Origin of the sequence: Neorhizobium sp. R1-B (assembly GCF_004368875.1) — a bacterium.
GTDB classification, from domain to species: domain Bacteria; phylum Pseudomonadota; class Alphaproteobacteria; order Rhizobiales; family Rhizobiaceae; genus Neorhizobium; species Neorhizobium huautlense.
The window spans coordinates 402,707-425,310 of the sequence record NZ_SOEM01000002.1 but is presented as its reverse complement, the minus strand read 5'-3'; the positions used below and the strand labels follow the sequence as shown (position 1 = coordinate 425,310).

General features: G+C 59.8%; 23 protein-coding genes. 10 read left to right on the top strand and 13 right to left on the bottom strand.

Going from position 1 to position 22,604, the window contains the following annotated elements:
* The first annotated feature begins 42 nt into the window (after positions 1–42).
* Positions 43–1,245, top strand: a complete 1,203-nt coding sequence (locus tag EDE05_RS04750; RefSeq protein ID WP_134100443.1) for a multidrug effflux MFS transporter — start codon at positions 43–45, stop codon at positions 1,243–1,245.
* Positions 1,246–1,316: 71 nt separating this feature from the next.
* Here the strand turns inward: EDE05_RS04750 and prfB are convergent.
* The 3 genes from prfB to EDE05_RS04735 form a co-directional block, all read right to left on the bottom strand.
* Positions 1,317–2,448, bottom strand: a protein-coding gene (prfB, locus tag EDE05_RS04745; RefSeq protein ID WP_162712562.1) for a peptide chain release factor 2 whose coding sequence is annotated in 2 segments (ribosomal slippage) — positions 1,317–2,378 and positions 2,380–2,448 — 1,131 coding nt in all. Because the reading frame shifts where the segments join, the coding sequence is not laid out codon by codon here.
* Between the two features lie 108 nt (positions 2,449–2,556).
* A complete protein-coding gene (locus tag EDE05_RS04740; RefSeq protein ID WP_112823792.1) occupies positions 2,557–5,013 on the bottom strand; it encodes a penicillin-binding protein 1A in 2,457 nt (818 codons plus the stop codon).
* 253 nt (positions 5,014–5,266) lie between these two features.
* Positions 5,267–6,430, bottom strand: coding sequence for an N-acetylmuramoyl-L-alanine amidase (locus EDE05_RS04735; RefSeq protein ID WP_134100552.1), 1,164 nt, complete (start codon positions 6,428–6,430; stop codon positions 5,267–5,269).
* A 710-nt stretch (positions 6,431–7,140) separates the two neighbouring features.
* On the opposite strand from EDE05_RS04735, the gene EDE05_RS04730 reads away from it, so the two are divergent.
* The 6 genes from EDE05_RS04730 to aat all read left to right on the top strand — a co-directional run bounded on the left by EDE05_RS04730 (position 7,141) and on the right by aat (position 14,188).
* Positions 7,141–10,071 (top strand): Rne/Rng family ribonuclease, encoded by a 2,931-nt coding sequence (locus tag EDE05_RS04730; protein WP_134100440.1) that lies wholly within the window; start codon positions 7,141–7,143, stop codon positions 10,069–10,071.
* 306 nt (positions 10,072–10,377) lie between these two features.
* Positions 10,378–11,139, top strand: a complete 762-nt coding sequence (locus tag EDE05_RS04725) for a DsbA family protein (RefSeq protein WP_134100437.1) — start codon at positions 10,378–10,380, stop codon at positions 11,137–11,139.
* Between the two features lie 131 nt (positions 11,140–11,270).
* The gene (aroQ, locus tag EDE05_RS04720; RefSeq protein ID WP_105371865.1) at positions 11,271–11,708 is read left to right on the top strand and encodes a type II 3-dehydroquinate dehydratase; all 438 of its coding nucleotides are present in this window, start codon (positions 11,271–11,273) and stop codon (positions 11,706–11,708) included.
* Between the two features lie 28 nt (positions 11,709–11,736).
* Positions 11,737–12,201: an acetyl-CoA carboxylase biotin carboxyl carrier protein gene (accB, locus tag EDE05_RS04715; RefSeq protein WP_105371866.1), complete on the top strand. Its 465-nt coding sequence runs from the start codon at positions 11,737–11,739 to the stop codon at positions 12,199–12,201.
* Positions 12,202–12,211: 10 nt separating this feature from the next.
* Positions 12,212–13,558 (top strand): acetyl-CoA carboxylase biotin carboxylase subunit, encoded by a 1,347-nt coding sequence (gene accC, locus EDE05_RS04710; protein WP_105371867.1) that lies wholly within the window; start codon positions 12,212–12,214, stop codon positions 13,556–13,558.
* A gap of 12 nt (positions 13,559–13,570) precedes the next feature.
* The gene (aat, locus tag EDE05_RS04705; protein WP_112800489.1) at positions 13,571–14,188 is read left to right on the top strand and encodes a leucyl/phenylalanyl-tRNA--protein transferase; all 618 of its coding nucleotides are present in this window, start codon (positions 13,571–13,573) and stop codon (positions 14,186–14,188) included.
* A 3-nt stretch (positions 14,189–14,191) separates the two neighbouring features.
* Here the strand turns inward: aat and EDE05_RS04700 are convergent, their stop codons facing one another.
* The 3 genes from EDE05_RS04700 to EDE05_RS04690 form a co-directional block, all read right to left on the bottom strand.
* Positions 14,192–14,611, bottom strand: a complete 420-nt coding sequence (locus tag EDE05_RS04700) for a DUF2155 domain-containing protein (protein ID WP_134100549.1) — start codon at positions 14,609–14,611, stop codon at positions 14,192–14,194.
* Positions 14,612–14,687: 76 nt separating this feature from the next.
* Positions 14,688–15,086 carry an NADH:ubiquinone oxidoreductase subunit NDUFA12 gene (locus EDE05_RS04695; protein ID WP_112800493.1) on the bottom strand — a complete coding sequence of 133 codons (399 nt, stop codon included), beginning with the start codon at positions 15,084–15,086 and terminating at the stop codon, positions 14,688–14,690.
* Between the two features lie 105 nt (positions 15,087–15,191).
* Positions 15,192–15,704, bottom strand: a complete 513-nt coding sequence (locus EDE05_RS04690) for a GNAT family N-acetyltransferase (RefSeq protein WP_134100434.1) — start codon at positions 15,702–15,704, stop codon at positions 15,192–15,194.
* A gap of 14 nt (positions 15,705–15,718) precedes the next feature.
* Between EDE05_RS04690 and EDE05_RS04685 the strand changes: the two genes are divergently transcribed.
* Positions 15,719–16,147 carry a hypothetical protein gene (locus EDE05_RS04685; protein ID WP_134100431.1) on the top strand — a complete coding sequence of 143 codons (429 nt, stop codon included), beginning with the start codon at positions 15,719–15,721 and terminating at the stop codon, positions 16,145–16,147.
* Between the two features lie 9 nt (positions 16,148–16,156).
* Here EDE05_RS04685 and EDE05_RS04680 read toward each other — a convergent pair whose 3' ends face one another.
* The 3 genes from EDE05_RS04680 to EDE05_RS04670 all read right to left on the bottom strand — a co-directional run bounded on the left by EDE05_RS04680 (position 16,157) and on the right by EDE05_RS04670 (position 18,745).
* Positions 16,157–16,660, bottom strand: coding sequence for a GNAT family N-acetyltransferase (locus EDE05_RS04680; protein ID WP_134100427.1), 504 nt, complete (start codon positions 16,658–16,660; stop codon positions 16,157–16,159).
* A 4-nt stretch (positions 16,661–16,664) separates the two neighbouring features.
* A complete protein-coding gene (gene gatB, locus EDE05_RS04675) occupies positions 16,665–18,167 on the bottom strand; it encodes an Asp-tRNA(Asn)/Glu-tRNA(Gln) amidotransferase subunit GatB (RefSeq protein ID WP_132409691.1) in 1,503 nt (500 codons plus the stop codon).
* A 68-nt stretch (positions 18,168–18,235) separates the two neighbouring features.
* Positions 18,236–18,745, bottom strand: coding sequence for a GNAT family N-acetyltransferase (locus tag EDE05_RS04670; protein WP_105371875.1), 510 nt, complete (start codon positions 18,743–18,745; stop codon positions 18,236–18,238).
* A gap of 282 nt (positions 18,746–19,027) precedes the next feature.
* On the opposite strand from EDE05_RS04670, the gene EDE05_RS04665 reads away from it, so the two are divergent.
* Both EDE05_RS04665 and EDE05_RS04660 read left to right on the top strand, forming a co-directional pair.
* Positions 19,028–19,285 (top strand): YjhX family toxin, encoded by a 258-nt coding sequence (locus EDE05_RS04665; RefSeq protein WP_105371876.1) that lies wholly within the window; start codon positions 19,028–19,030, stop codon positions 19,283–19,285.
* Between the two features lie 225 nt (positions 19,286–19,510).
* On the top strand, positions 19,511–19,906 hold the full coding sequence (locus EDE05_RS04660; RefSeq protein ID WP_207914823.1) for a hypothetical protein: 396 nt from the start codon (positions 19,511–19,513) through the stop codon (positions 19,904–19,906).
* 33 nt (positions 19,907–19,939) lie between these two features.
* On the opposite strand, the gene EDE05_RS04655 is transcribed toward EDE05_RS04660, so the two are convergent.
* From EDE05_RS04655 to gatC, 4 genes are read right to left on the bottom strand one after another with little or no spacing between them, the layout of a single operon-like run.
* On the bottom strand, positions 19,940–20,206 hold the full coding sequence (locus tag EDE05_RS04655) for a hypothetical protein (RefSeq protein ID WP_112800500.1): 267 nt from the start codon (positions 20,204–20,206) through the stop codon (positions 19,940–19,942).
* Between the two features lie 17 nt (positions 20,207–20,223).
* Positions 20,224–20,694, bottom strand: a complete 471-nt coding sequence (locus tag EDE05_RS04650) for a GNAT family N-acetyltransferase (protein WP_134100425.1) — start codon at positions 20,692–20,694, stop codon at positions 20,224–20,226.
* A 20-nt stretch (positions 20,695–20,714) separates the two neighbouring features.
* Positions 20,715–22,196, bottom strand: coding sequence for an Asp-tRNA(Asn)/Glu-tRNA(Gln) amidotransferase subunit GatA (gene gatA / locus EDE05_RS04645; protein ID WP_134100423.1), 1,482 nt, complete (start codon positions 22,194–22,196; stop codon positions 20,715–20,717).
* A 55-nt stretch (positions 22,197–22,251) separates the two neighbouring features.
* On the bottom strand, positions 22,252–22,539 hold the full coding sequence (gene gatC, locus EDE05_RS04640; RefSeq protein WP_112800507.1) for an Asp-tRNA(Asn)/Glu-tRNA(Gln) amidotransferase subunit GatC: 288 nt from the start codon (positions 22,537–22,539) through the stop codon (positions 22,252–22,254).
* Positions 22,540–22,604 lie beyond the last annotated feature (65 nt).

The window sequence follows — 22,604 nt, the reverse complement described above, 5'->3', positions numbered from 1 at the left end:
GCCGTACCACGGCAGATGTGGTGACGGGAAAGGTTTTTTCCAATGCCAAGCAGAGCCTCTTCGCATGCCCTTTCGCTCGGGCTGCTCTCGGCCATCGGGCTTTTTGCCCTCGACATGTATCTTCCATCGCTTCCCACCATCAGCGCCAGCCTGAATGCCGACACGCACGCGGTACAGGCGAGCCTGATTTCCTTTTTCGCAGCCATGGCGGTCTCGCAGATCGTCTATGGCCCACTCTCCGACATGTTCGGACGCAAGCGGCCTCTTTATGCCGGCCTTGTCCTTTACAGCATCGGCGCAATCGGCTGTGCTCTGTCGCCCTCCATCGAATGGCTGATTGCGTTCCGTTTCCTGCAGGGCATGGGCGCCTGCGCCGGCGTCGTCATCTCTCGCGCCATCGTCCGCGATCTCTATACCGGTCCTGCCGCGGCCCAACTAATGTCACGGCTGATGCTGGTCTTCAGCGTATCGCCGATCCTAGCCCCGCTTGCCGGCAGCATGATCACGGCCTTCGGCGACTGGCGGGTGATCTTCCTCGTCATGGTTGGCGCCGGGGCTCTGGGGCTTGTCGTTGCGATCTTCTTCCTTGAAGAAACGCGACTGCCGGCCGCCCGCAGCGAAAGCAGCATCGCCAGCGCGCTTTCGTCCTATACGACGCTGCTCAAGGATCCCTACTATCTCGGACTCGTGCTGATCGCTTCCTTCGGCATGTCCAGTTACATGATCTATGTCGCAAACTCGTCCTTCGTACTGATCAATCATTACGGTCTGTCGCCATCCTTCTTCAGCGTGGTCTTCTCCTGCAACGCGGTCGCCTTCATCGGCATGTCTCAGATGAACGGCTGGCTTTCCCGCAAGATCGGGCTCAAAAGGGTCATTCGCGGCGCGGTCGTCGGCTATTCCACGATGATGGTCATGCTGGCGCTCGTCACCTCGCTCGGATTCGACCGGCTCGAGGTGATGGCGGTTTTCTTGTTTGGAGGTTACGGCTTCCTCGGCATGATCATTCCGACCGCCGCGGTGCTGGCACTCGAACATCACGGCCGGATCGCAGGTACGGCTTCCGCCATGATGGGCACTCTCCAGCTCGTGGCATCGGCGATCGTTGTCGGTATCGGCGGCCTTTTCACCGACGGCACTTCGAGACCGATGGTGACCGTCATCGCGATCTGCTCGGTGGTGGTCCTCATGCTGTCGCTGATGGTGCTGCGCAGCCAGCGTGGCGCCATGGCTGCCGCGGAATAGGCCCCTTCGCCCAAACGAAAGCGGCCGGGTTTTGAAGCCCGGCCGCTTTTTTGTCTCGTGAAGACGAACCGTCAGTCGACGTCGGCCACTTCCACATCCGCCTTGCCGCTGATGCGGTGTGCGAGCGCTGCCTCCATGAACTCGTTCAAATCGCCATCCAGCACATCGCCGGGCGCCGTGCTTTCCACGCCGGTGCGCAGATCCTTCACCAGCTGATAGGGCTGAAGCACGTAAGAGCGAATCTGATGCCCCCAGCCGATATCCGTCTTTGACGCGGCTTCCGCGTTCGCAGCCTCTTCCCGCTTCTTCAGCTCCGCTTCGTAGAGGCGGGCCCGCAGCATGTCCCAGGCCTTGGCACGGTTCTTGTGCTGTGACCGCTCCTGCTGGCACTGAACGACGATGCCGGAGGGAATATGCGTGATGCGCACGGCGGAGTCGGTGGTGTTGACGTGCTGGCCGCCTGCACCGGAGGAACGATAGGTATCGATGCGGCAATCGCTCTCGTTGATATCGATGTTGATCGAGTCGTCGACCACCGGGTAAACCCAGATCGAGGAGAAGGATGTGTGGCGGCGCGCATTGCTGTCATAGGGCGAAATGCGGACCAGGCGGTGAACGCCCGATTCGGTCTTCAGCCAGCCATAGGCATTGTGGCCCTTGACGAGGATCGTCGCGGACTTGATGCCGGCCTCTTCGCCGTCATGCACTTCCAGAAGTTCGACCTTGAAGCGCTGACGTTCGGCCCAGCGGGTGTACATGCGAAGCAGCATGTTCGCCCAATCCTGGCTCTCGGTGCCGCCGGCGCCGGAATGGACTTCGAGATAGGTGTCGTTGCCGTCCGCCTCGCCGGAAAGCATTGCCTCCACCTGACGGCGTCCGGCTTCGACTTTCAATGCCTTCAGCGCATCTTCGGCTTCCTTGACGATCGCCTCGTCGCCCTCTTCCTCACCGAGTTCGATGAGTCCGATATTGTCGTTAAGCTGCTGGTCGAGAGCCTTCACCCCGTTGATGCCGTCATCGAGCTGCTGACGCTCGCGCATCAGCTTCTGCGCTTCCGCAGCATCGTTCCAGAGGTTGGGATCCTCAGCCTTGTTGTTCAACCAGTCCAGTCGTCTTACCGCCTGGTCCCAGTCAAAGATGCCTCCTCAGCAGGCTTATGGCCTGCTTGATTTCGTCGACTATATTGATGATTTCCGCACGCATGGCGCTTGCTTTTCACTCTTCATTTTGGGTGTTTCTCGGTGCCGAGGACATAGTTGCACCGGACCGGGATGTAAAGCCCAGGCCCGATGGCTATCCGTCATCGACGGGTCAGAAGAGACCCGGCATGCCCGAAGTCACGGCCTGCTGAGCCTGGGGCGAGTTGTTGAAGATCTGGTCCTGGGTCAGGTATTCCCCTTCGCCGATGACCTGGAAGACGTCAGCCGGGCCGGTGCCGGGTTTGAAGCCTTCGACGATCGTATCGGGTTCGCCTTCCATTGCAGCCATGCCGGTCTTGCGGTTCACGGCGACGAACTGCATGCCTTCCGGAACATGGAACTTTTCGGCCGGCGTCAGCTTGGCGGCTTCGGCCAGGAACTTGCCGAAGATCGGAGCGGATAGAGACCCGCCGGTGCCGCCTCTGCCGAGAGGGGCAGGCGTGTCGAAGCCGAGATAGAGGCCGGCGACCAGGTTCGGCGTGTAACCGACGAACCAGGCGTCCTTCTCGTCATTAGTGGTGCCGGTCTTGCCGGCGACCGGGCGATCCTTGACCGGAATCTTGCCGGCGGCCGTACCACGCGTAACCACGCCCTCCATCATCGAGGTGATCTGATAGGCGGTCATCGGGTCGAGAACCTGTTCGCGGTTATCCACCACGGTGGGCTCTTCCTGGTTCGCCCAATCATTGGCGTTGCAGCCTTCGCAGGTGCGCTCTTCGTGGCGGAAGATCGTCTTGCCGTAACGGTCCTGGATGCGGTCGATCACGGTCGGCTTGATCTGCTTTCCGCCATTGGCAAACACGGCATAGGCGGAAACCATCCGCATGACAGTCGTTTCGCCGGACCCGAGGGACATGGCCAGGACGGGCATCATTTTGTCATAAATGCCGAAGCGCTCGGCATATTCGGCAACGAGCTCCATGCCCATGTCCTGCGCCAGGCGCACCGTCATCTGGTTTCGCGACTTTTCGATACCCGTGCGCAGCGTCGAGGGGCCGGCGGATTCGCCGCCGTAGTTTTCTGGCCGCCAGACCTGGCCGCCAGAGACGATTTCAATTGGAGCGTCCATGATGACCGACGCGGGCGTATAGCCGTTGTCGAGCGCTGCGGCATAAACGAAAGGCTTGAACGAGGAGCCCGGCTGGCGCATCGCCTGGGTGGCGCGGTTGAACTCGGATTGCGAATAGGAAAATCCGCCGACCATGGCGAGCACGCGGCCCGTATTCGGGTCCATCGCGACCAGACCGCCCTGCACTTTCGGCGGCTGACGCAACCGGTAGGTCTTAGATGCCTCGTTGATCGGTTCGACGTAAACGACATCCCCCGGCTTCAGCACACCGTCCGGCGACTTCGCCGTCTTGCGGGTGCCGGAGGCATCACGGAACGCCCACTTCATATCGTCTGCCGCGATCACGCCGGTCTCGCGGGCAGGATCAACCTTGCCGCCCGCGTCGGTCGAAGGCTGTAGCCCGATCGAAACCGATTTGGCTGAAACCTCGGTGACGACGGCAAGCTTCCACTCCGGCACATCGCGCAGCGGGGGCAGCTTGGCGAGTTCAGGTCCCCAGTCACCCGTCACGCTGATCTGAGCGGCAGGGCCATGGAAACCGCGACGTTCGTCATAATCCAGGAGACCCTCCTGGAGGACCCGACGCGCGATGACCTGGAGATCGGGATCAAGCGAGGTGCGCACCGACAGGCCACCTTCGTAGAGCGACTTGTCGCCGTAACGCTCAATGATTTGGCGGCGAACCTCTTCAGAGAAATAATCGGATGCAAAGAGATGCGTGCCCGTACGGCGCTGCTTGACGCCAAGCGGCTGCTTCTTGGCATCGTCCGCATCGGCCTGGGTGATGTAACCATTCTCCGCCATACGATCGATGACCCAGTTGCGGCGCTCGAGCGCCTGCTTTTCGCGACGGAACGGGTGATAGTTGGCAGGTCCTTTGGGAAGCGCGGCAAGATAGGCCGCCTCCGCCGTGGTCAATTCCGTTACCGATTTGTCGAAATAGGTCAGTGCGGCGCCGGCAATGCCGTATGAGTTAAGGCCGAAGAAGATTTCGTTCAAATAAAGCTCGAGAATCTTGTCCTTCGAATAGGTCTGCTCGATGCGGAACGATAGTATGGCTTCCTTGACCTTGCGGTCGATGGTCTGGTCGGCAGTCAGAAGAAAGTTCTTCGCGACCTGCTGGGTGATCGTGGAAGCACCCTCTGGGCGCCTGCCCGAACCGAAATTCTGGAGGTTGGTCAGGATCGCACGGCCGAGGCCGGTAATATCGATGCCTGGGTGGTTGTAAAAATTCTTGTCTTCCGCCGAGAGAAACGCCGCCTTCACGCGATCGGGAACCGCCTGGATGGGCAAAAACAGCCGCCGCTCTCGTGCATATTCTGCCATCAACGCGCCATTGCCGGCGTGAACACGCGTTGCAACCGGCGGCTCGTAGGACGCCAGCACCTCGTAATTCGGCAATCCCTTGGTCATCCCTGTGAGGTAGATACCCACACCGGCGGCTACGACCAAAAACAGGACGCAAGCCAATCCAAAGAGATAACCAATCAATCTGATCATATCGAAGCTACCGTTCAGCTTTCATTCGGCGCACGAAACGCACCATCGCATGGTTTGACGCGTTTTGCACGGTGATTGCGGCAACGCAAGGTGGAAGCGGATCAAACGTCCGTCATAAATTGCATCTCACACCCACTGAGTAATCGCTGGAATGTGAGTAAAATAGGGCTCCGACATCCGTTTTGGATCAGGCCGTGCGGTTCCGCAGACATTCCAAGGGTCCTGTGGCAGGCAGGCCACGGAACAGCCTGTCTCAACCGCCGTTAGCCAGCGCCCGGTCCCGATAGCGTCGCACGGCGTCAGCTAGCCGATCGGTGACCTTTGTACGCCAGGCCTCATCGAGCAGGAGCTTCTCGTCTTCGGTATTGGAAAGGAAGCCCAACTCGAGCAGGACGGAGGGGATGTCAGGGGCGCGCAAAACCTGAAAACCGGCATAGCGATGCGGGTTGTTGATCAAACCGATCTGACCTTCGAAGGATTCAACGACATTCGAGGCGAGCGCGACGGAAAAGGCCTGCGTCTCGCGCCGCGCCAGATCGAGCAGAATGTCGGCCACTTCCGGCGGACCGCTGTGGATGCTGAAACCTGCGAGTTCGTCCGAGAGGTTTTCGCGCGCCGCGAGATTTTCGGCCATGCGGTCGGAGGCCCGGTCGGACAAAGTATATACGGTTGCGCCGCGGATATCCTTCTGCGCCAGCGTATCGGCATGCAGTGAAACAAAAAGGTCCGCATGTCCCTGGCGAGCGAGCGTGACGCGCTCGGACAACGACAGGAAGGTGTCGTCGTCGCGGGTCAGGAATGCCTTGATGCCCGCGATCTTGTTCAGCCGCTCGGAAAGCATCCTGGCGAAAGCCAGCGTGATCGTCTTTTCCGACGTCTTGGTCGCCGCACCGGTCGCGCCCGCATCGATTCCGCCATGTCCGGCATCGACTGCGACCGTGAAAACATTGTCCTGTTCACCCGTGGCCAAGGCGTTCGGTGCGGGTTCGACCGGCATCTGCCAATCCTGCGTCTTAACGAGGTCGCTGAAGATCTCCTTCGAGGTCATCTCCGCGTCCAGCACCAGACGGAAGGTGCCGTTTTCATTCGGCTGCGTTTCGGCGAGCACCAGCTTAACCGGCTTCTTCGCCGTCAGCACGATGCGGGCGCTCGATTCGTCCATCGTACCGTAGCGAATGTCCCTGAAGAGCCCACGGGCGGAAAGATCCTCGGCGGGAAAGCCGAACGCTGTTGCGGGCAACTCGACGACCACCCGCTCGGGTGCAGCGACATAATGAACGGAAAATTCCGGTTTCTTCTCGAAATCGATTACGATGCGGGTGCGCGCGTCGTCACCTGCGACCCGTGCGCTGAATGCCAGAAGGGTCTGCGTCGAGGCATGCGCCGGCAGCAACGGCAAGGCGACTGCAACGACCATTAGAAAGAGCAGTGCAGGAATGATTCGCGCCAACGCCAGCTTCGGCCGACCGTTATGGGCTACGACCGCCCTTGCCTTCACACTCGCCCTCAACTCGAAACCCGCATCAAAGACCCGCCACCTGCCTATAAGATCCGCCGCCAAGCGCCCGCTTCGGAAGGAGTTTACCCCTCCGGACACGCGAATCATTCACCCGTTCCATGCCACTCATAAGAGCGCTAATTCCATCCAGAATATGGCAAACTTGGCTTTTCCCTTGCTATTGTGACAGATAAACCATACAACGCGAATGAGGGTTAAAGTGTTGACGGGATAGTCTGTCGATAGGCCGCCAGCCACAGTGGAAACTGGCGCCGAAGACCGGCAGTCATCCGCCGTCGTTACACTTTGTCCTGATACTCGATCCATCCGGCGGTGGCCGGAACAATCCCGGGTGGCATGCCACCCACCGCTCATATGGAGCACATTCATCGGGCCTTTTTCAGGGCCTATAGTATCGTCATTCTCGTTTGGTCTTTGATGTCACGGCACAAATTTCAGAACCTGGAAGGACTGAGGGAGCGAGGAGCCCCGTCATCTTTCCGGTTGCCGTCACAGCCGCGCCTGACGGGAGCATATTTATCCGGCGCAACGACCGTACTGCATGACGGCCCAGTCCTCGCGGCAGGCTCTACTGCACCCTCCCGGCGGCGCCGAGGAGCAGAATTTCAATGGCAGACAAAATGCTTATCGATGCGTCTCACGAAGAGGAGACGCGCGTAGTCGTCGTTCGCGGCAACCGGATCGAGGAATTCGATTTCGAATCGCAGCATAAGAAGCAGATACGCGGCAACATCTATCTGGCAAAGGTAACGAGGGTCGAGCCCTCATTGCAGGCCGCCTTTGTCGATTATGGCGGCAATCGCCACGGCTTCCTGGCCTTCGCGGAAATCCATCCGGACTATTACCAGATCCCGCTTGCCGACCGTCAGGCCCTGATGCAGCAGGAAGCGGAAGACCAGCGCAAGATTGCAGAAGCCGAGGCAGCCGACCCGGCGACCGATCCCGCCCAACAGGAGCAGCCGGATATCGGCATTGCTTCCGTTCCGCCCCCGGCGGATGAACCTGTCAGCGAAGCCGGATCGGAAGCAACCGAAGCCAGCCCGAACGAAGCGGCCGCGGAACAAAAGAGCGAAAAGCCGAAAGCCAAGCCGAAGCGCAGTCGCTCCCGCAAGAAGCCGGTCGAAGCCGCTGCGGAGGAAACTCCAACAGCCTCCGAGGATGCGCCGAGCGAAGGTGACGTCCCCTCGTCCAGCGAGACCAGCGGCGACGACGAAGGATCCACGCCTGGCGAAATGGCTGCGATGGTCGATACCGATTCGATTTCGGAAGATGTCGATATCCGTCGCGGCCGCGACGACGTGGACGACGACGATGACGACGACCACGGTGAGAAGGAAGTTATCGAATCGGTCGGCGCCGAAGACGCGATGGAAGAAGTTCCGGACCGGATCGTCCGCAAGCCGCGCAAGCAGTACCGCATCCAGGAAGTCATCAAGCGCCGCCAGATCCTGCTTGTGCAGGTCGCCAAGGAAGAACGCGGCAACAAGGGTGCTGCCCTCACGACTTATCTTTCGCTTGCCGGCCGCTATTCGGTGCTGATGCCGAACACGGCGCGCGGCGGCGGCATTTCCCGCAAGATCACCCAGCCGCAGGACCGCAAGCGCCTCAAGGAAATCGCCCGCGAACTGGACGTGCCGCAGGGCATGGGCGTCATCCTGCGCACCGCCGGCGCCAACCGCACCCGCGTCGAGGTCAAGCGCGACTTCGAGTACCTGATGCGCCTGTGGGAAAACGTCCGCACGCTGACATTGAACTCGACCGCACCCTGCCTCGTTTATGAAGAAGGTTCGCTGATCAAGCGCTCGATTCGCGACCTCTACAACAAGGATATCTCTGAGATCATCGTGTCGGGCGAGGAAGGCTATCGTGAAGCGAAAGACTTCATGAAGATGCTGATGCCGAGCCATGCCAAGGTGGTCCAGCCCTATCGCGACCTGCATCCGATCTTCTCGCGTTCCGGCATCGAGGCGCAGCTTGATCGCATGCTGCAGCCGCAGGTGACGCTGAAGTCCGGCGGCTACCTGATCATGAACCAGACGGAAGCGCTCGTCGCCATCGACGTCAACTCCGGCCGCTCGACCCGCGAACATTCCATCGAGGAAACGGCGCTCCAGACGAACCTCGAAGCCGCCGAAGAGGTGGCGCGCCAGCTTCGCCTGCGCGACCTTGCCGGCCTGATCGTCATCGACTTCATCGACATGGAAGAGAAGCGCAACAACCGCGCTGTCGAGAAGAAGCTGAAAGATTGCCTGAAGAACGACCGCGCCCGCATCCAGGTCGGCCGCATCTCGCATTTCGGCCTGCTCGAAATGTCGCGCCAGCGCATCCGCGCCTCGGTGTTGGAATCGACGACCCAGATCTGCTCGCATTGCGGCGGCACCGGCCACGTGCGCTCACAGTCGTCGGTCGCGCTGCATGTGCTGCGTGGCGTCGAGGAATATCTGCTCAAGAATACCACGCATGACATCAACGTCCGCACCACGCCGGACATCGCGCTCTATCTCCTGAACCACAAGCGCGGCACGGTCGTCGATTACGAGAACCGCTTCGGTGTCTCGATCTTCATCGAGTCGGATGTCAGCATCGGCTCGAACCATTTCGCGATCGACCGCGGCGAGCCCGTGGAGAACCCGGTCAAGATCGAAAGCCTGATGCAGTTCGCCGCCATCCCCGTCGAAGAGGATGATGACGACGTCATCATCGAAGCCGACGAGGACGAAGAGGAAGAGATCGCGGCCTCGGCCTCGCAGCCTGCTGCCGCCAGCGCGGAGCGTACTCCGCAGGGCGACGACCAGAATGGCCGCAAGCGCAAGCGCCGCCGCCGCCGCCGCAACCGCAATGGCGAACGGGGCACGGACGCCCAGGCAGCACAGGGCGGCAGCGAGAATGTCATCGGCGAGGACGAAGATGGCGACGAAGGCGAAGACGACGTCGCGGAAGTCTCCGACGTCGATGCTGCCGCGGACACCGATGAAAACAACCGCCGCAAGCGCCGCCGCCGCGGCAAGCGTGGCGGTCGTCGCAACCGCAATGGCGACGACGAAGGCAGTGAATTGAGCGCCGACGATGCCGGCGATACGGATGAAGTTGAGAGCGACGAAACGGCAGTTGCCATCGAAGTCTCTGAAGAGACTCCGGCTGAGGCAGTCACCGTCGCCGCCGAGCCGGAAGCAGCTCCGGTTCTTGAAACCCCGGCAAAACCCCGGCGGTCGCGTCGTGGAAAAGCTACCGTGGTAGACGCTCCGGCTATCGAGGACGTATCGCCGCCGGTCGAAACCATGGTGGAACAGGTCGAAGCCGCGCTTGGCGAAGAGCCTCAGGCACCTGCGGCAACAGCCGTGCAGGACATCGCGCCTGACGAGGTAGAGCAAGCGGATGCCGAGGACGCAAAGCCGGTGCGCGCCAACCGCGCATCGAATATCTCCTCCTCGTCCGAAGCTGTTGTGAAGAGTTCGGATCCTGCCGCCGCGCAGGAAACCGATGGCGAAGCCGCAAAGCCGAAGAAGGCCGGCTGGTGGCAGCGCCGCGGCTTCTTCTGATTTGCCAGAGTGATAACTTTTGAAGACAACGGCCGCGCCAGACGCGGCCGTTTTGCGTTGGCGGCGTCCGAATCGCGCATGAGAAACTGAATCAACCGGATAAGGGATCGATTCCGAAAAACTCGCTATCGTCTTGAAGACGAATCAATTTTCCGGATTCGAGAAGCCCGCCTATACGCAGTTGTGATGAGCCCAAATTGCCGAGATGTGATTTTGCGGCTTTTCGAAAGGTACGCCTGGCTTATTTTGGGCGCAAACCGAAACAATGGTCGCAGGATTCGCTTGCGCCGACCAATGAGGATAAGGATGACCCACACCTTGAAAACGCTCGCCACCAGTTCGATGCTGGCATTGGCTGTTTTTTCTGCCGCGCCGGCCGTCGCATTGGATGAGCAGCAGAAAAAGGAGATGGGCGCTTTCATCCGCGAATACCTCATCGAGAATCCCGAGATTCTCATTGAAGCGCAGAACGCGCTGGAAGCGAAACAGCAGTCGAAGCGCGTCGAGCAGTCCATGAGGGGCATTGCCGACAACCGCCAGCAGATTTTCTCCTCCCCGACCGACATCACACTCGGCAATCCAAAGGGCGATGTCACGGTCGTTGAGTTCTTCGACTACAATTGCGGCTACTGCAAGCGTGCGCTCAGCGACATGGAGGAGATTCTTGCCAAGGATAAGAATGTCCGCTTCATCCTGAAGGAATTCCCGATTCTTGGACCGGATTCACTTGCCGCGCACCGTGTGGCCAATGCGGTGCGCCTTCTCGCACCGGAAAAATATGCCCAGTTCCATCGCACGCTGCTCGGCGCAGAGGAGCACGCGTCGGAGGCCACCGCAGTTGCAGTCGCTACCTCCCTCGGGCTGAGTGAGGCCGCAATCCGCAAATCCATGGCCGAGAAGCCGAACGACGATATCGTGCGGCAAGCCTACCAGCTCGCCAACAGCATCGGCATTACCGGCACCCCGACCTATATCCTCGGCGACGAGGCTGTCTTCGGTGCCGTCGGCTCCGAAGTGATCGAGGAAAAGGTCGCCAACGTCCGCGCCTGCGGCAAGGCAACCTGCTGAGCGCGCCATATTACTCATCAAATGTTCCGTCGCAGTGGACGCCCCGGCTTTCGGCATGCCGGGGGCTTTTCCTTGCGCGCTTGCCGGTCTATAGGTGGCCCTGAATTTCTGGATGGAACAACAGATAACTGATGAGCAAGACGGTCTTCGTCCTCAACGGCCCCAACCTCAACATGCTGGGAAAGCGCGAGCCCGGCATCTACGGCGGCAAGACACTCACGGATGTTGAAAACGACTGCATCGCGGCTGGTCGGGATCTGGGTTTCGATGTCGATTTTCGCCAGAGCAATCATGAAGGCGACCTCATCGGCTGGATCCACGAAGCCGGCGAGAAGGCCGTGGGCGTCGCGATAAACGCGGGCGCCTATACCCACACTTCGATTGCGTTGCATGATGCGATCAAGGCCATTTCCGTTCCCGTGGTGGAACTTCATATTTCGAATGTGCATGCACGGGAGGAATTCCGTCACCATTCGATGATCGCACCGGCTGTAAAGGGCGTGATCTGCGGCTTTGGTACCGCAAGCTACATTCTTGCGCTTCACGCCTTGAAATCCATTACCGCCTGACAAGATAAACAGAACAATAGGGTTTGCCATGTCTGAGAAGAAGAATGGGATCGACAAAGGATTGATCCGCGACCTCGCGAACATCCTCAACGAGACCGACCTGACCGAAATCGAAGTCGAGCAGGAGGACCTGCGCATCCGGGTCTCGCGCGCCGGAACGACACAGTATGTTCAGGCACCAATCGCATCCGCTCCGGCATTTGCTCCTTCGGCGGTCGCCGCAGCGCCGACCCCTGCAGCTCCGGCACCGCAGGACAACAAAAACGCCGTGACGGCGCCGATGGTAGGCACCGTCTATCTCGCGGCCGCCCCGGGCGCCCGCGCCTTCATCGAAGTGGGCGCTACCATCAAGGAAGGCCAGACGCTGCTGATCATCGAGGCCATGAAGACGATGAACCAGATCCCATCGCCGCGCTCCGGCAAAATCACGGAGATCCTGGTCAACGACTCGCAGCCTGTCGAGTATGGCCAGCCACTCGTGATCATCGAGTAAGGCCCGGTCCATGATTTCCAAGATCCTCATAGCCAACCGCGGTGAGATTGCACTTCGCGTGCTTCGCGCCTGTAAGGAACTGGGCATCGCGACCGTCGCGGTCCACTCCACCGCAGACGCAGACGCCATGCATGTGCGGCTTGCCGACGAAAGCGTCTGCATCGGCCCGCCGCCGTCACGAGAGAGCTATCTGAACATCCATCAGATCGTTGCGGCCTGCGAAATCACCGGCGCCGACGCCGTTCATCCGGGCTACGGTTTTCTGTCGGAAAACGCCAAGTTCGCCGATATCCTCGACGCGCACGGCATCACATTCATCGGCCCGACGGCCGAGCACATCCGCATCATGGGTGACAAGATCACCGCCAAGCTGACCGCGCAGGAACTCGGCATTCCCGTCGTTCCGGGTTCCGATGGCGAGGTCAAGCCGGAAAACGCTCTGGAGATCGCCCGCAAGATCGGTTTCCCTGTGCTTATTAAGGCCACAGCCGGCGGCGGCGGTCGCGGCATGAAGGTCGCCAAGACGGAGGCGGATCTCGAAGAAGCCGTCTCCACGGCACGCTCCGAAGCTTTGGCCGCTTTCGGCAATGACGCGGTCTATATGGAGAAGTATCTCGGCAAGCCGCGCCATATCGAAATCCAGGTGGTCGGCGACGGCGAAGGCAATGCGATCCATCTCGGCGAACGGGATTGCTCGCTGCAGCGCCGGCACCAGAAGGTTTGGGAAGAGGCCAACTCGCCTGCCCTCAATGTCGAACAGCGGATGAAAATCGGACAGATTTGCGCCGATGCGATGAAAAAGCTGAAATACCGCGGCGCCGGCACCATCGAATTCCTTTACGAGAACGGCGAGTTCTATTTCATCGAGATGAACACCCGCCTGCAGGTGGAGCATCCGATCACGGAAGCCATCACCGGGATCGATCTCGTCCATGAACAGATCCGAGTGGCATCGGGCGGCGGGCTATCGGTAAAGCAGGAAGACATCGTCTTCTCCGGCCATGCCATCGAATGCCGCATCAATGCTGAAGACCCGCGTACCTTCGTACCGTCACCTGGGACGATCACCCATTTCCATGCCCCCGGGGGCCTCGGCGTGCGCGTCGATTCCGGCGCCTATGCGGGCTACCGTATCCCGCCATACTACGACAGTCTGATCGGCAAGCTCATCGTGCACGGGCGCACCCGCGTCGAATGCATGATGCGTCTGCGTCGCGTTCTGGACGAGTTCGTTGTGGACGGAATCAAGACAACCCTGCCGTTGTTCCAGGACCTCGTTTCAAACCCGGACATAGCCAACGGCGATTACGACATCCACTGGCTGGAGGATTATCTGGCCGGGGACAAAGCGCACTAGAGAAAGACCTGAATGGCAGGGCGGCGCGGCAGATATTACCCGGCGATCACTCCGGACATACTGCTGCGCGCCTATTCCATCGGCCTTTTTCCGATGGCCGAATCCTCCGACGACCCGGAAATCTTCTGGGTCGAACCGGAAATGCGCGGCATCCTGCCCCTTGACGGTTTTCATATCTCGAAAAGCCTTGCCAAAACGGTCCGAAAGAGGCCGTTCGATATTCGCTTCGACACGGCCTTCGAGCGGGTGATCACCTACTGCGCCGAACCCGCTGAAGATCGGCCAAGCACCTGGATCAACACCACCATTCGCAAACTCTACACGGAGCTTCATCGGATGGGGCATGCGCACAGTGTCGAGGCGTGGGAAGACGAGGAACTGGTAGGTGGTCTCTACGGCGTATCGCTGGGTTCAGCCTTTTTCGGGGAAAGCATGTTTTCCAGGCGCACCAACGCCTCGAAGATCTGCCTTGTTCATCTTGTCGAACGTTTGAGAGCAAAGGGCTTTACGCTGCTCGACACGCAGTTCACCACCGAACACCTGAAGACTTTCGGTGCGATCGACATCCCCAAGGATGAGTATCTCAAGCTTCTCAAGAAAGCGGTCGATGTGCCGGACAAAGAGTTCTGACGCCTAGTTCGTCGCCTTGGGCGGCGGCACGTCCGAGCTCGGCTTGCAGCCGGTCAGCCAAACGTCATAGATCGGGTGCTCGACGGCATTCAGGCCGGGGCTGTCGGCAAACATCCAGCCAGTGAAGATGCGCCGGATCTTGCGGTCGAGCGTGATCTCATCGACTTCTATAAAGCCGTCTATCTTCTGTGCTTCCGTATCGTCGCGCGAATAACAAACCTTCGGCGTCACCTGAAGCGCGCCATACTGCACGGTCTCGTCGACATAGACGTCGAAGGTCGTGATGCGGCCGGTAATCTTGTCGATGCCCTTGAATACGGCAACAGGATTGGAGATACGCGCAGCAAAAGCCCCTTCCCCCGCAAAAACGGAGACTGCCGCCATCACCGTGCCGGCGACCAGTTTTCGTGGGGAAAGCTTCATCCGTGTCATTCCGTGTCCCGTTCTCGACAACATGTCAGAGTCGACGCCTAAGGCCCGAATATGGCCAAAACAGGTGTCAGTTGCCGGGGGTCCAGGCGTCATAATCGCCGGTCACGCGCGGACGTTCGCCGGTCGCGGCAAGCGAGCCCTTGGGACGATATGCGAGCGGCGTACCGGTCATGTTCGGCTTGTGGGACTTTTGCCACTCACGCGCCTTGTAGTCTTCCTGCGACGGGGCAATGTCGGTGCGATAGTGCATCCAACCGTGCCAGCCCGGCGGAATGGCGGAGGCTTCGGCATAGTTCTTGTAGATAACCCAGCGCTTGGGAGGCCCCCAGGACGTCAGAGGGCCTTCGTAATAAACGTTGCCCAACTCGTCTTCACCAACCTTCTTGCCGTGACGCCAGGTGAAGAACCGCGTCCCGATCGTCTGTCCATTCCACCAGGTGAAAATCTGCAGCAGGAGGTTTTTCATGAATATTCCGTCGGCTTGGCAAACAGGAGAGATACCATAGACATGGCTGATCCGCTTATGCCGCTTGATCTTAGGGATGTCCAGTGATTCCCGTTGTCGCAGCCCTCATTTGAGCCGCATCTTGAAGCCGAAATGGCTCTTGGCGAAGCCGAGGCGCTCGTAAAAACGGTGCGCATCGACGCGCGCCATATTGGAGGTGAGCTGGACGGACCGGCAGTCGCGGCGCCTGGCCTCTTCGATCGCGTAGCCGATCATCTGCGCACCGATCCCTTGGCCGCGCATGTCGGCTCGCGTCTGCACGGCTTCTATAATCATCGAGAGCGATCCCCTGCCCGTCAGGGTGCGGTTGAAGAGGACCTGAAAGGTGCCCACCACTTCGCCCCCACGTTCAGCCACGAAAAGCTGCTCGTTCTGGGAGGCGTCGATCATGTGGAAAGCGCGCAGATAGTCCTCGAAAGCCTCGTCCGCCATCGTGTCTGCGTGGCCGCCGATAGCGTCTGCGGCAAAGAGGGCAATGAGTGCGGCAAGATCCGTTTCCCGTGCCCGGCGGATCAGCAGATTATCCGTCACCTGTTTTCCTTTCCGACAAGAATCAGCAATGATCGGTACGGGGACCATAGAGGGATCGGGTAATGGGACAAAGGCTTGCGGCGGTATTATTCTCACTGGGAGTAGCCGCGTTCACAATCACCAACGCTCAGGCCCGCAACGCGATCGCCTTTTCGCAGGCGCCTGAAATGAGCAGCGGCACCTGCGTCGGCAAGTCGATCCGCAAAGCGCTGGACTGCGCAAAGAAGCAATGCGTGGACGGCGGCGGCACGGCGGAGGATTGTCTCGAAACGACCGCTTGTTTTCCCGCCGGTTGGAGCATCGACATCTTCGTACAACAGAAAGACGGACCGCATTGGCATGAAGTGCACTGCGGTTTCGACAGCAAGGAAACAGCACTGCAGGCTTCCAAATCCGTCTGCGATCGCAAACGGCGCAAGGATCTCATCGAATGCAGTATAGTCACGATCTACAACGAGGACGGCAAGGCACTCGAGCCTCCCGCCGAGTGAGCCGATTTTTCAGGCTGGCAGGCGCTTCTCCAGAATGACCGCCGGCAGACCGGAATTGGGAGCTCCCCATTCCTCCATGCGGTCGACCTGGGAAAATCCGAGCCTGGTGTAAAAGGAAATCGCACGGACGTTTTGCAGCGCCACCTCGACGCGCATGATCTCCGCATCCGGAAAACAGGTTTCGAGTTCGGCAAAGATATCGCGCCCGATGCCTTCGCTCTGGCAGGAGGGCCTGACGTAAAGCTGGTGAAGCATCGCCGTCTTGGCCATCTTCGGATACACGGCGGCGTAACCGATGCCGCCGATGCCCTTGCCGTTGTCGGCAACCAGGAATTCGCCTTCTCTTTTTTGAATTCGCGATCGAATGGCGGCAAGGGAATGCCAGCCATCAATCATCTTCTGCACCCGTTCGGACCCGTAAAATGGATCGTAGGTGGCATGAAACGTTTCCGCCAAAAGGCTGCGGATTTGCTCCACATCCCGTTCTCCGGCGGTGCGTACGAAGTAGACCATGGGTCTATTCTTCTATGCCCAGTTTGGCTTTTACGAGGGCTTGGACAGCCTGCGGGTTGGCCTTGCCGCCGGTCGCCTTCATGACCTGACCCACGAACCAGCCAGCGAGCGTCGGCTTTGCCTGCACCTTGGCAACCTGATCCGGGTTGGCGGCAATGATCTCGTCGACAGCTTTTTCGATCGCGCCGGTGTCGGTCACCTGCTTCATGCCGCGGGCTTCGACAATCTCGGCCGGATCCCCGCCCTCGTTCCAGATGATCTCGAAGAGATCCTTGGCGATCTTGCCGGAGATAGTTTCGGACTTGATGAGATCGATGATCGCGCCGAGCTGAGCGGGCGAAACCGGAGTCTGATCAATGTCTTTGCCGGCTTTGTTCAAGGCGCCAAGCAGGTCGTTGATGACCCAGTTCGCAGCGATCTTGCCGTCGCGGCCTTCGGCGACGGCTTCGAAATAATCGGCGATCGCCTTTTCCGAAACGAGAACCGAGGCATCATAGATCGACAAGCCGAGGTCGCGTACGAAGCGTGCCTTTTTATCGTCCGGCAGTTCGGGAAGATGCTCTTTCAATTCGGCAATGAAAGCGTCGTCGAATTCGAGCGGCAGCAGGTCAGGATCGGGGAAATAACGATAGTCGTGTGCGTCCTCCTTGGAGCGCATCGAGCGGGTTTCGCCCTTGCCCGGATCGAAGAGACGGGTTTCCTGGTCGATCGATCCACCGTCCTCGAGGATGGCAATCTGGCGACGTGCCTCGTATTCGATCGCCTGGCCGATGAAGCGGATCGAGTTGACGTTCTTGATCTCGCAACGGGTACCGAATTCCGCGCCCGGACGGCGGACCGAAACGTTGACGTCGGCGCGCATCGAGCCCTCGTCCATGTTGCCGTCGCAGGTGCCGAGATAACGCACGATCGAACGCAGCTTGGTCATATAGGCCTTGGCTTCGTCGGACGAGCGCATGTCGGGCTTGGAGACAATTTCCATCAGCGCCACGCCGGAACGGTTCAGGTCCACATAAGACATGGTCGGATGCTGGTCATGCATCGACTTGCCGGCGTCCTGCTCCAGATGCAGGCGCTCGATGCCGACCTCGATATCCTCGAATTGACCCTGGCGGTCCGGGCCGAGCGAGATGACGATCTTGCCCTCGCCAACAATCGGATCCTTGTACTGGGAGATCTGATAACCCTGCGGCAGGTCCGGATAGAAATAGTTCTTGCGGTCGAAAACGGAGCGCTTGTTGATCTGCGCCTTGAGGCCGAGGCCGGTGCGTACCGCCTGCTTGACGCATTCCTCGTTGATCACCGGCAGCATGCCGGGCATGGCGGCATCGACCAGCGATACGTTGGAATTGGCAGGCTTGCCGAATTCGGTGGAAGCGCCCGAAAAGAGCTTGGAATTGGACAGAACCTGGGCGTGCACCTCCATGCCGATGATAACCTCCCAGTCGCCGGTTGCACCGGGAATGAAGCGTTTCGGGTCAGGCGTGCGGACGTCAACAATGGTCATCTGATGCTCGTGAAATGGTCTCGATTATTTTGTCTGGAGGTAGAGCAAATGGCGATGAGGCGCAAGCTTTAGAAGCTCGGTCCATAGGTATCCGGCGCTTCCACCACGAGACGCTTGGAGAGCCCTACCGATTGCACATCCCGGTCGATCTTGGGCGAATAGGCCACAGTCAGCCAGTTGACCGAATAGCCGTGCTTTTCGAAGAAGCCGACAGCCTCCGTATTGCGGGCGTGGGTTTCGACCCGCGCAACCTCAAATCCCTGATGGACGATCTGTGCTTCAATCTCTTCCAGAAGCAGCTTACCGAGCCCCTGGCCCTGAAATGCCGGATCGATCCAGAAATCGGAAATCAACTCGTCCAGCTTCTCGCGCGCAGCCCAACCGGCGACATTGCCGCCCTGCTCTACGATCGTAATCGTGAGCCACGAGGAATGGGTGAAATTCTGGAAGGCGGAAAAGGCGCTTTCCCGCATATCGGTCATCTCGCCGATCGAGATCATGGCCTTTTCCCAAGCGCGAAATCCCACTTCCGCAAGGGTATCCACTTCATCTTCACGCGCATTGCGAATGCTGGCCATGGCACCCCCTGTTGTTGCGCCAGTAGAACACTGAGTCTTGCCTTTTGCCAGCAGAACATCGGCCGGACTGCATAATGCAGCTTGACGCTTGGGGAAAACGTGCTAGCAGCGAATTCGTACCGATGGAGTTTTGATGTTCTCTTCCGTGGAGACCTTCTAAGGGGCCGGTCAGCGACGTAAGCCGCACCGGCCCAGACAAAAACGAGAGCCCCGACGCCAACCAAAGCGCCGGCAACGTTTTTGTGCGCTCGCGAGCGAGCGCCTATCCGGACATCAAGACCAATGGACATCTCCCGCGCCGAACAGCGCATCCTCCACCTGCTCGCCCAGGGCGGCAGGATCGAAATCACCCGCGACGAAAACCGCAAGATCGAAAAGCTGCAGCTCTTTACCCGCGAAGGCTGGGTTTTCTCCCGCATCGATCTGATCACTTTCCGCAAACTCAAGCAGAAGAAGGCGATCCGATCCAAAGCTGGCAAGCCTTACCGCATCACCGAAAGGGGGTTGGTGCTGGTGAGAGCCGAACAGGACAACCGGTAGTCAGGAACCGATATCCCGCGTCGATATTGACGCGGGATATCCACTGCGAGCTGCGTCCCGGTCCGCCATCGGCGGCCTAACCATGCTCTCGTTCGCCACCCATTCCTGCACTACAAAAGGCGTCATCTCAACCGCCCTCCAAGAACCGGCAACTCGTCCCAGAAAGACTCGGAACAAACCAACGCCGGTCGTGTTGATCGAGCATCTGGATCTGGAGGCCTCCAAATGAAACTGCTTGCCCTCACCACAGCCGCCGCCCTCTCCTTTTCGGCGAGCGTGCCCTATGCTCAACAGACCCCTGAGACGCCACCGAGTTCCCCGCCCCAGGCGGATGCGCCTCCCCGCGACGCGCCACCGCCCGCAGCACCGGCCGAACAGGATCAGGATACGGTCAAAGGCGAATGGCGGATGCATCCGCCGCTCCGTGAGAGAGGGGCGCGCTTCCGGATCGAGACAGGCCGTACGACCATCGATCTTCGCTGCCCAGACGGAGAGCCGGCGAAAGACTGCGCCGATCTCCTCCTGCAGGTGCTTGACCGGCTACAGGGGGACACGTCCTCGGACAGCAACGACCGCCGCGACTATGACCAGGACCGTCAGCGTTCCCGCTGGGATAGATGAGAAGATAACGGCGGCATCTGGGCCCACCGCCTATCAAGCGAGCAACTCCGCCTTCATCGCCGACCATTCCTCGGCGACCGTTCCCACACGTGCTTTACCGGCGCGGCGATACCAGTAGTCCGCATTCCAATCATCGCCTTCGATGCGATGGCAAAGCGCGTGGCCCCAGTCGAAGGGCTTTTCGCCCTCGTGAGCCTGGCAGATTTCATGGACCGCCTGCCAATCCGCGCCCATTGTGAAGCCGGCAGCCGCAAGACGGTCGAAGGCTGCGACCAATTTTGCCAAATCTGAGTTCTCCATGACCGTTTCCTCCTCCGTTAAGGGCGGCCAAGCATCTTTTCCAGATGCACCTTTTCCAGCTCGACGCCCATGGCTTTGGAATGTTCAAAACCGCGCCAGACAATAGCAAAGCCGCAATGCTCATACAGACGGATGGCGCCGAAATTCTTTGCATGGGTATCGAGGCGGACCGTCCGCAGACCTTCCGCTGCGATCACGTCGCAAAGATGAAGGAGCAGCGACCGACCGACACCGCGGCCCTGGCGATCCGGGCGAACCCAAAGATCCGACACATAATTCGGTGCGTTTTCGCGCGCGCCCCAACCGACAATCTCTCCATCCAGCTCCGCGACATGGATCTCGGCGCCACCTTCTGACGGAAAGATCGCGAACTCATGTTTTACCCGGACAACCACCTCGGGATCGAGATAGCTCTCCTCGAACGCATCACTGGCGGACCAGGCCGCAAAACCGACTTCGCCGACCACGTGGTGATCGGCGATTATCATTTTCCGGATTTTAAGACCGCTTACCACCACTTTGCCGGCGTGAACCGACCGGCGGCCTGTTCGATGACATGGGCAGTGCGGAACAGCGTTTCTTCCTCAAAGGGTTTGCCGATCAGCTGCAGACCGAGCGGCAGGCCCTTGTGGTCCAGACCGGCAGGAACGGCAATGCCCGGCAGGCCGGCCATGTTCACGGTCACGGTGAAGATGTCGTTCAGATACATCTTCACCGGATCGGAAGCCAGATCCTCGTCGGCGACGCCAAAGGCAGAGGACGGGGTAGCGGGCGTCAAGATGGCATCGACGCCGGCATCGAAGACGAGTTCGAAGTCGCGCTTGATGAGGGTGCGGACCTTCTGCGCCTGCAGGTAATACGCATCGTAGTAGCCAGCGGACAGAACGTAGGTGCCGATCATGATGCGGCGCTTGACTTCCGTACCGAAGCCGGCGGCGCGAGTCTTTTCGTACATATCGACGATGTCCTTGCCGTCGACGCGCAGGCCGTAGCGCACGCCGTCGTAGCGAGCGAGGTTCGAAGAGGCTTCCGCCGGCGCCACGATGTAATAGGCCGGAAGTGCGTATTTGGTGTGCGGCAGGGTGATGTCGACAATCTCGGCGCCGGCATCTTTCAGCCAGGCGATGCCCTGCTGCCAGAGCTTTTCGATTTCGTCCGGCATGCCGTCGACACGGTATTCCCTGGGAATGCCGATCTTCATACCCTTCAGCGACTGGCCGAGCGCGGCCTCGTAATCCGGCACTGGCAGATCGACCGAGGTCGTGTCCTTGGCATCGACGCTTGCCATGGATTTCAACATGATGGCGGCATCCCGCACGTCACGGGCGATCGGGCCTGCCTGATCCAGTGAAGAGGCGAAGGCGACGATGCCCCAGCGGGAGCAGCGGCCATAGGTGGGCTTGATGCCGACGGTGCCGGTGAAGGCTGCGGGCTGGCGGATCGAGCCGCCGGTATCGGTCGCCGTCGCGCCGGCGCAAAGATGTGCCGCAACGGCCGCGGCCGAACCACCGGAGGAACCGCCCGGCACCAGCTGCTGATTGGAGCCCTCGGCCTTCCAGGGGTTGATCACCGCACCGTAATGCGACGTCTCGTTGGAGGAGCCCATGGCGAACTCGTCCATGTTGAGCTTGCCCAGCATGACGGCGCCATCGTCCCAGAGGTTCTGAGAGACGGTCGATTCATATTTCGGTTTGAAACCGTCGAGGATATGCGAGCAGGCTTGAGTATGGACGTCGCGGGTGGCGAAAAGATCCTTGATGCCGAGCGGAATGCCCTCCAGAGCACCGACCTTGCCGGCAGCACGGCGCTCATCCGAAGCCTTGGCCATATCCAGGGCCTTTTCCGGCGTGACGGCCACATAGGCGTTCAGCACGCCGTTAGCCGCTTCGATCGCATCGAGATAAGCCTGCGTCAGCTCGACGGACGTCAATTCCTTGGCCTTCAGTTTTTCGCGGGCTTCGGCAATGGTGAGGCTGGTGAGTTCGGTCATGGTCTCTTCAAAATGTTCGAATACGTGAAAAGGAGAGAAGCGGCGCTGTCCGCGCTCACTCGACGACCTTCGGCACCAGGAAGAAATTGTAGTCGGTGGACGGCGCATTGGCCACGATGTCGTCCGCCTTGTCGCCATCCGTGACATTGTCGGTGCGCTTGCGCATTTCCATCGGGGTCACGGAAGTCATCGGCTCGACACCGGCGACGTCGACTTCGCCGAGCTGCTCGACAAAGCCGAGGATACCGTTCAGCTCGCCGACCATGCGATTGGCATCTTCCTCGGTGACCGCAATGCGGGCAAGGCGCGCGACGCGCTTCACAGTGGCGAGATCGACGGACATGGCATAACTCCGGGCAAGAAAAATCCTCCCCGCTATAATGGCCACGCCCGCCCTTCGCAACAGGA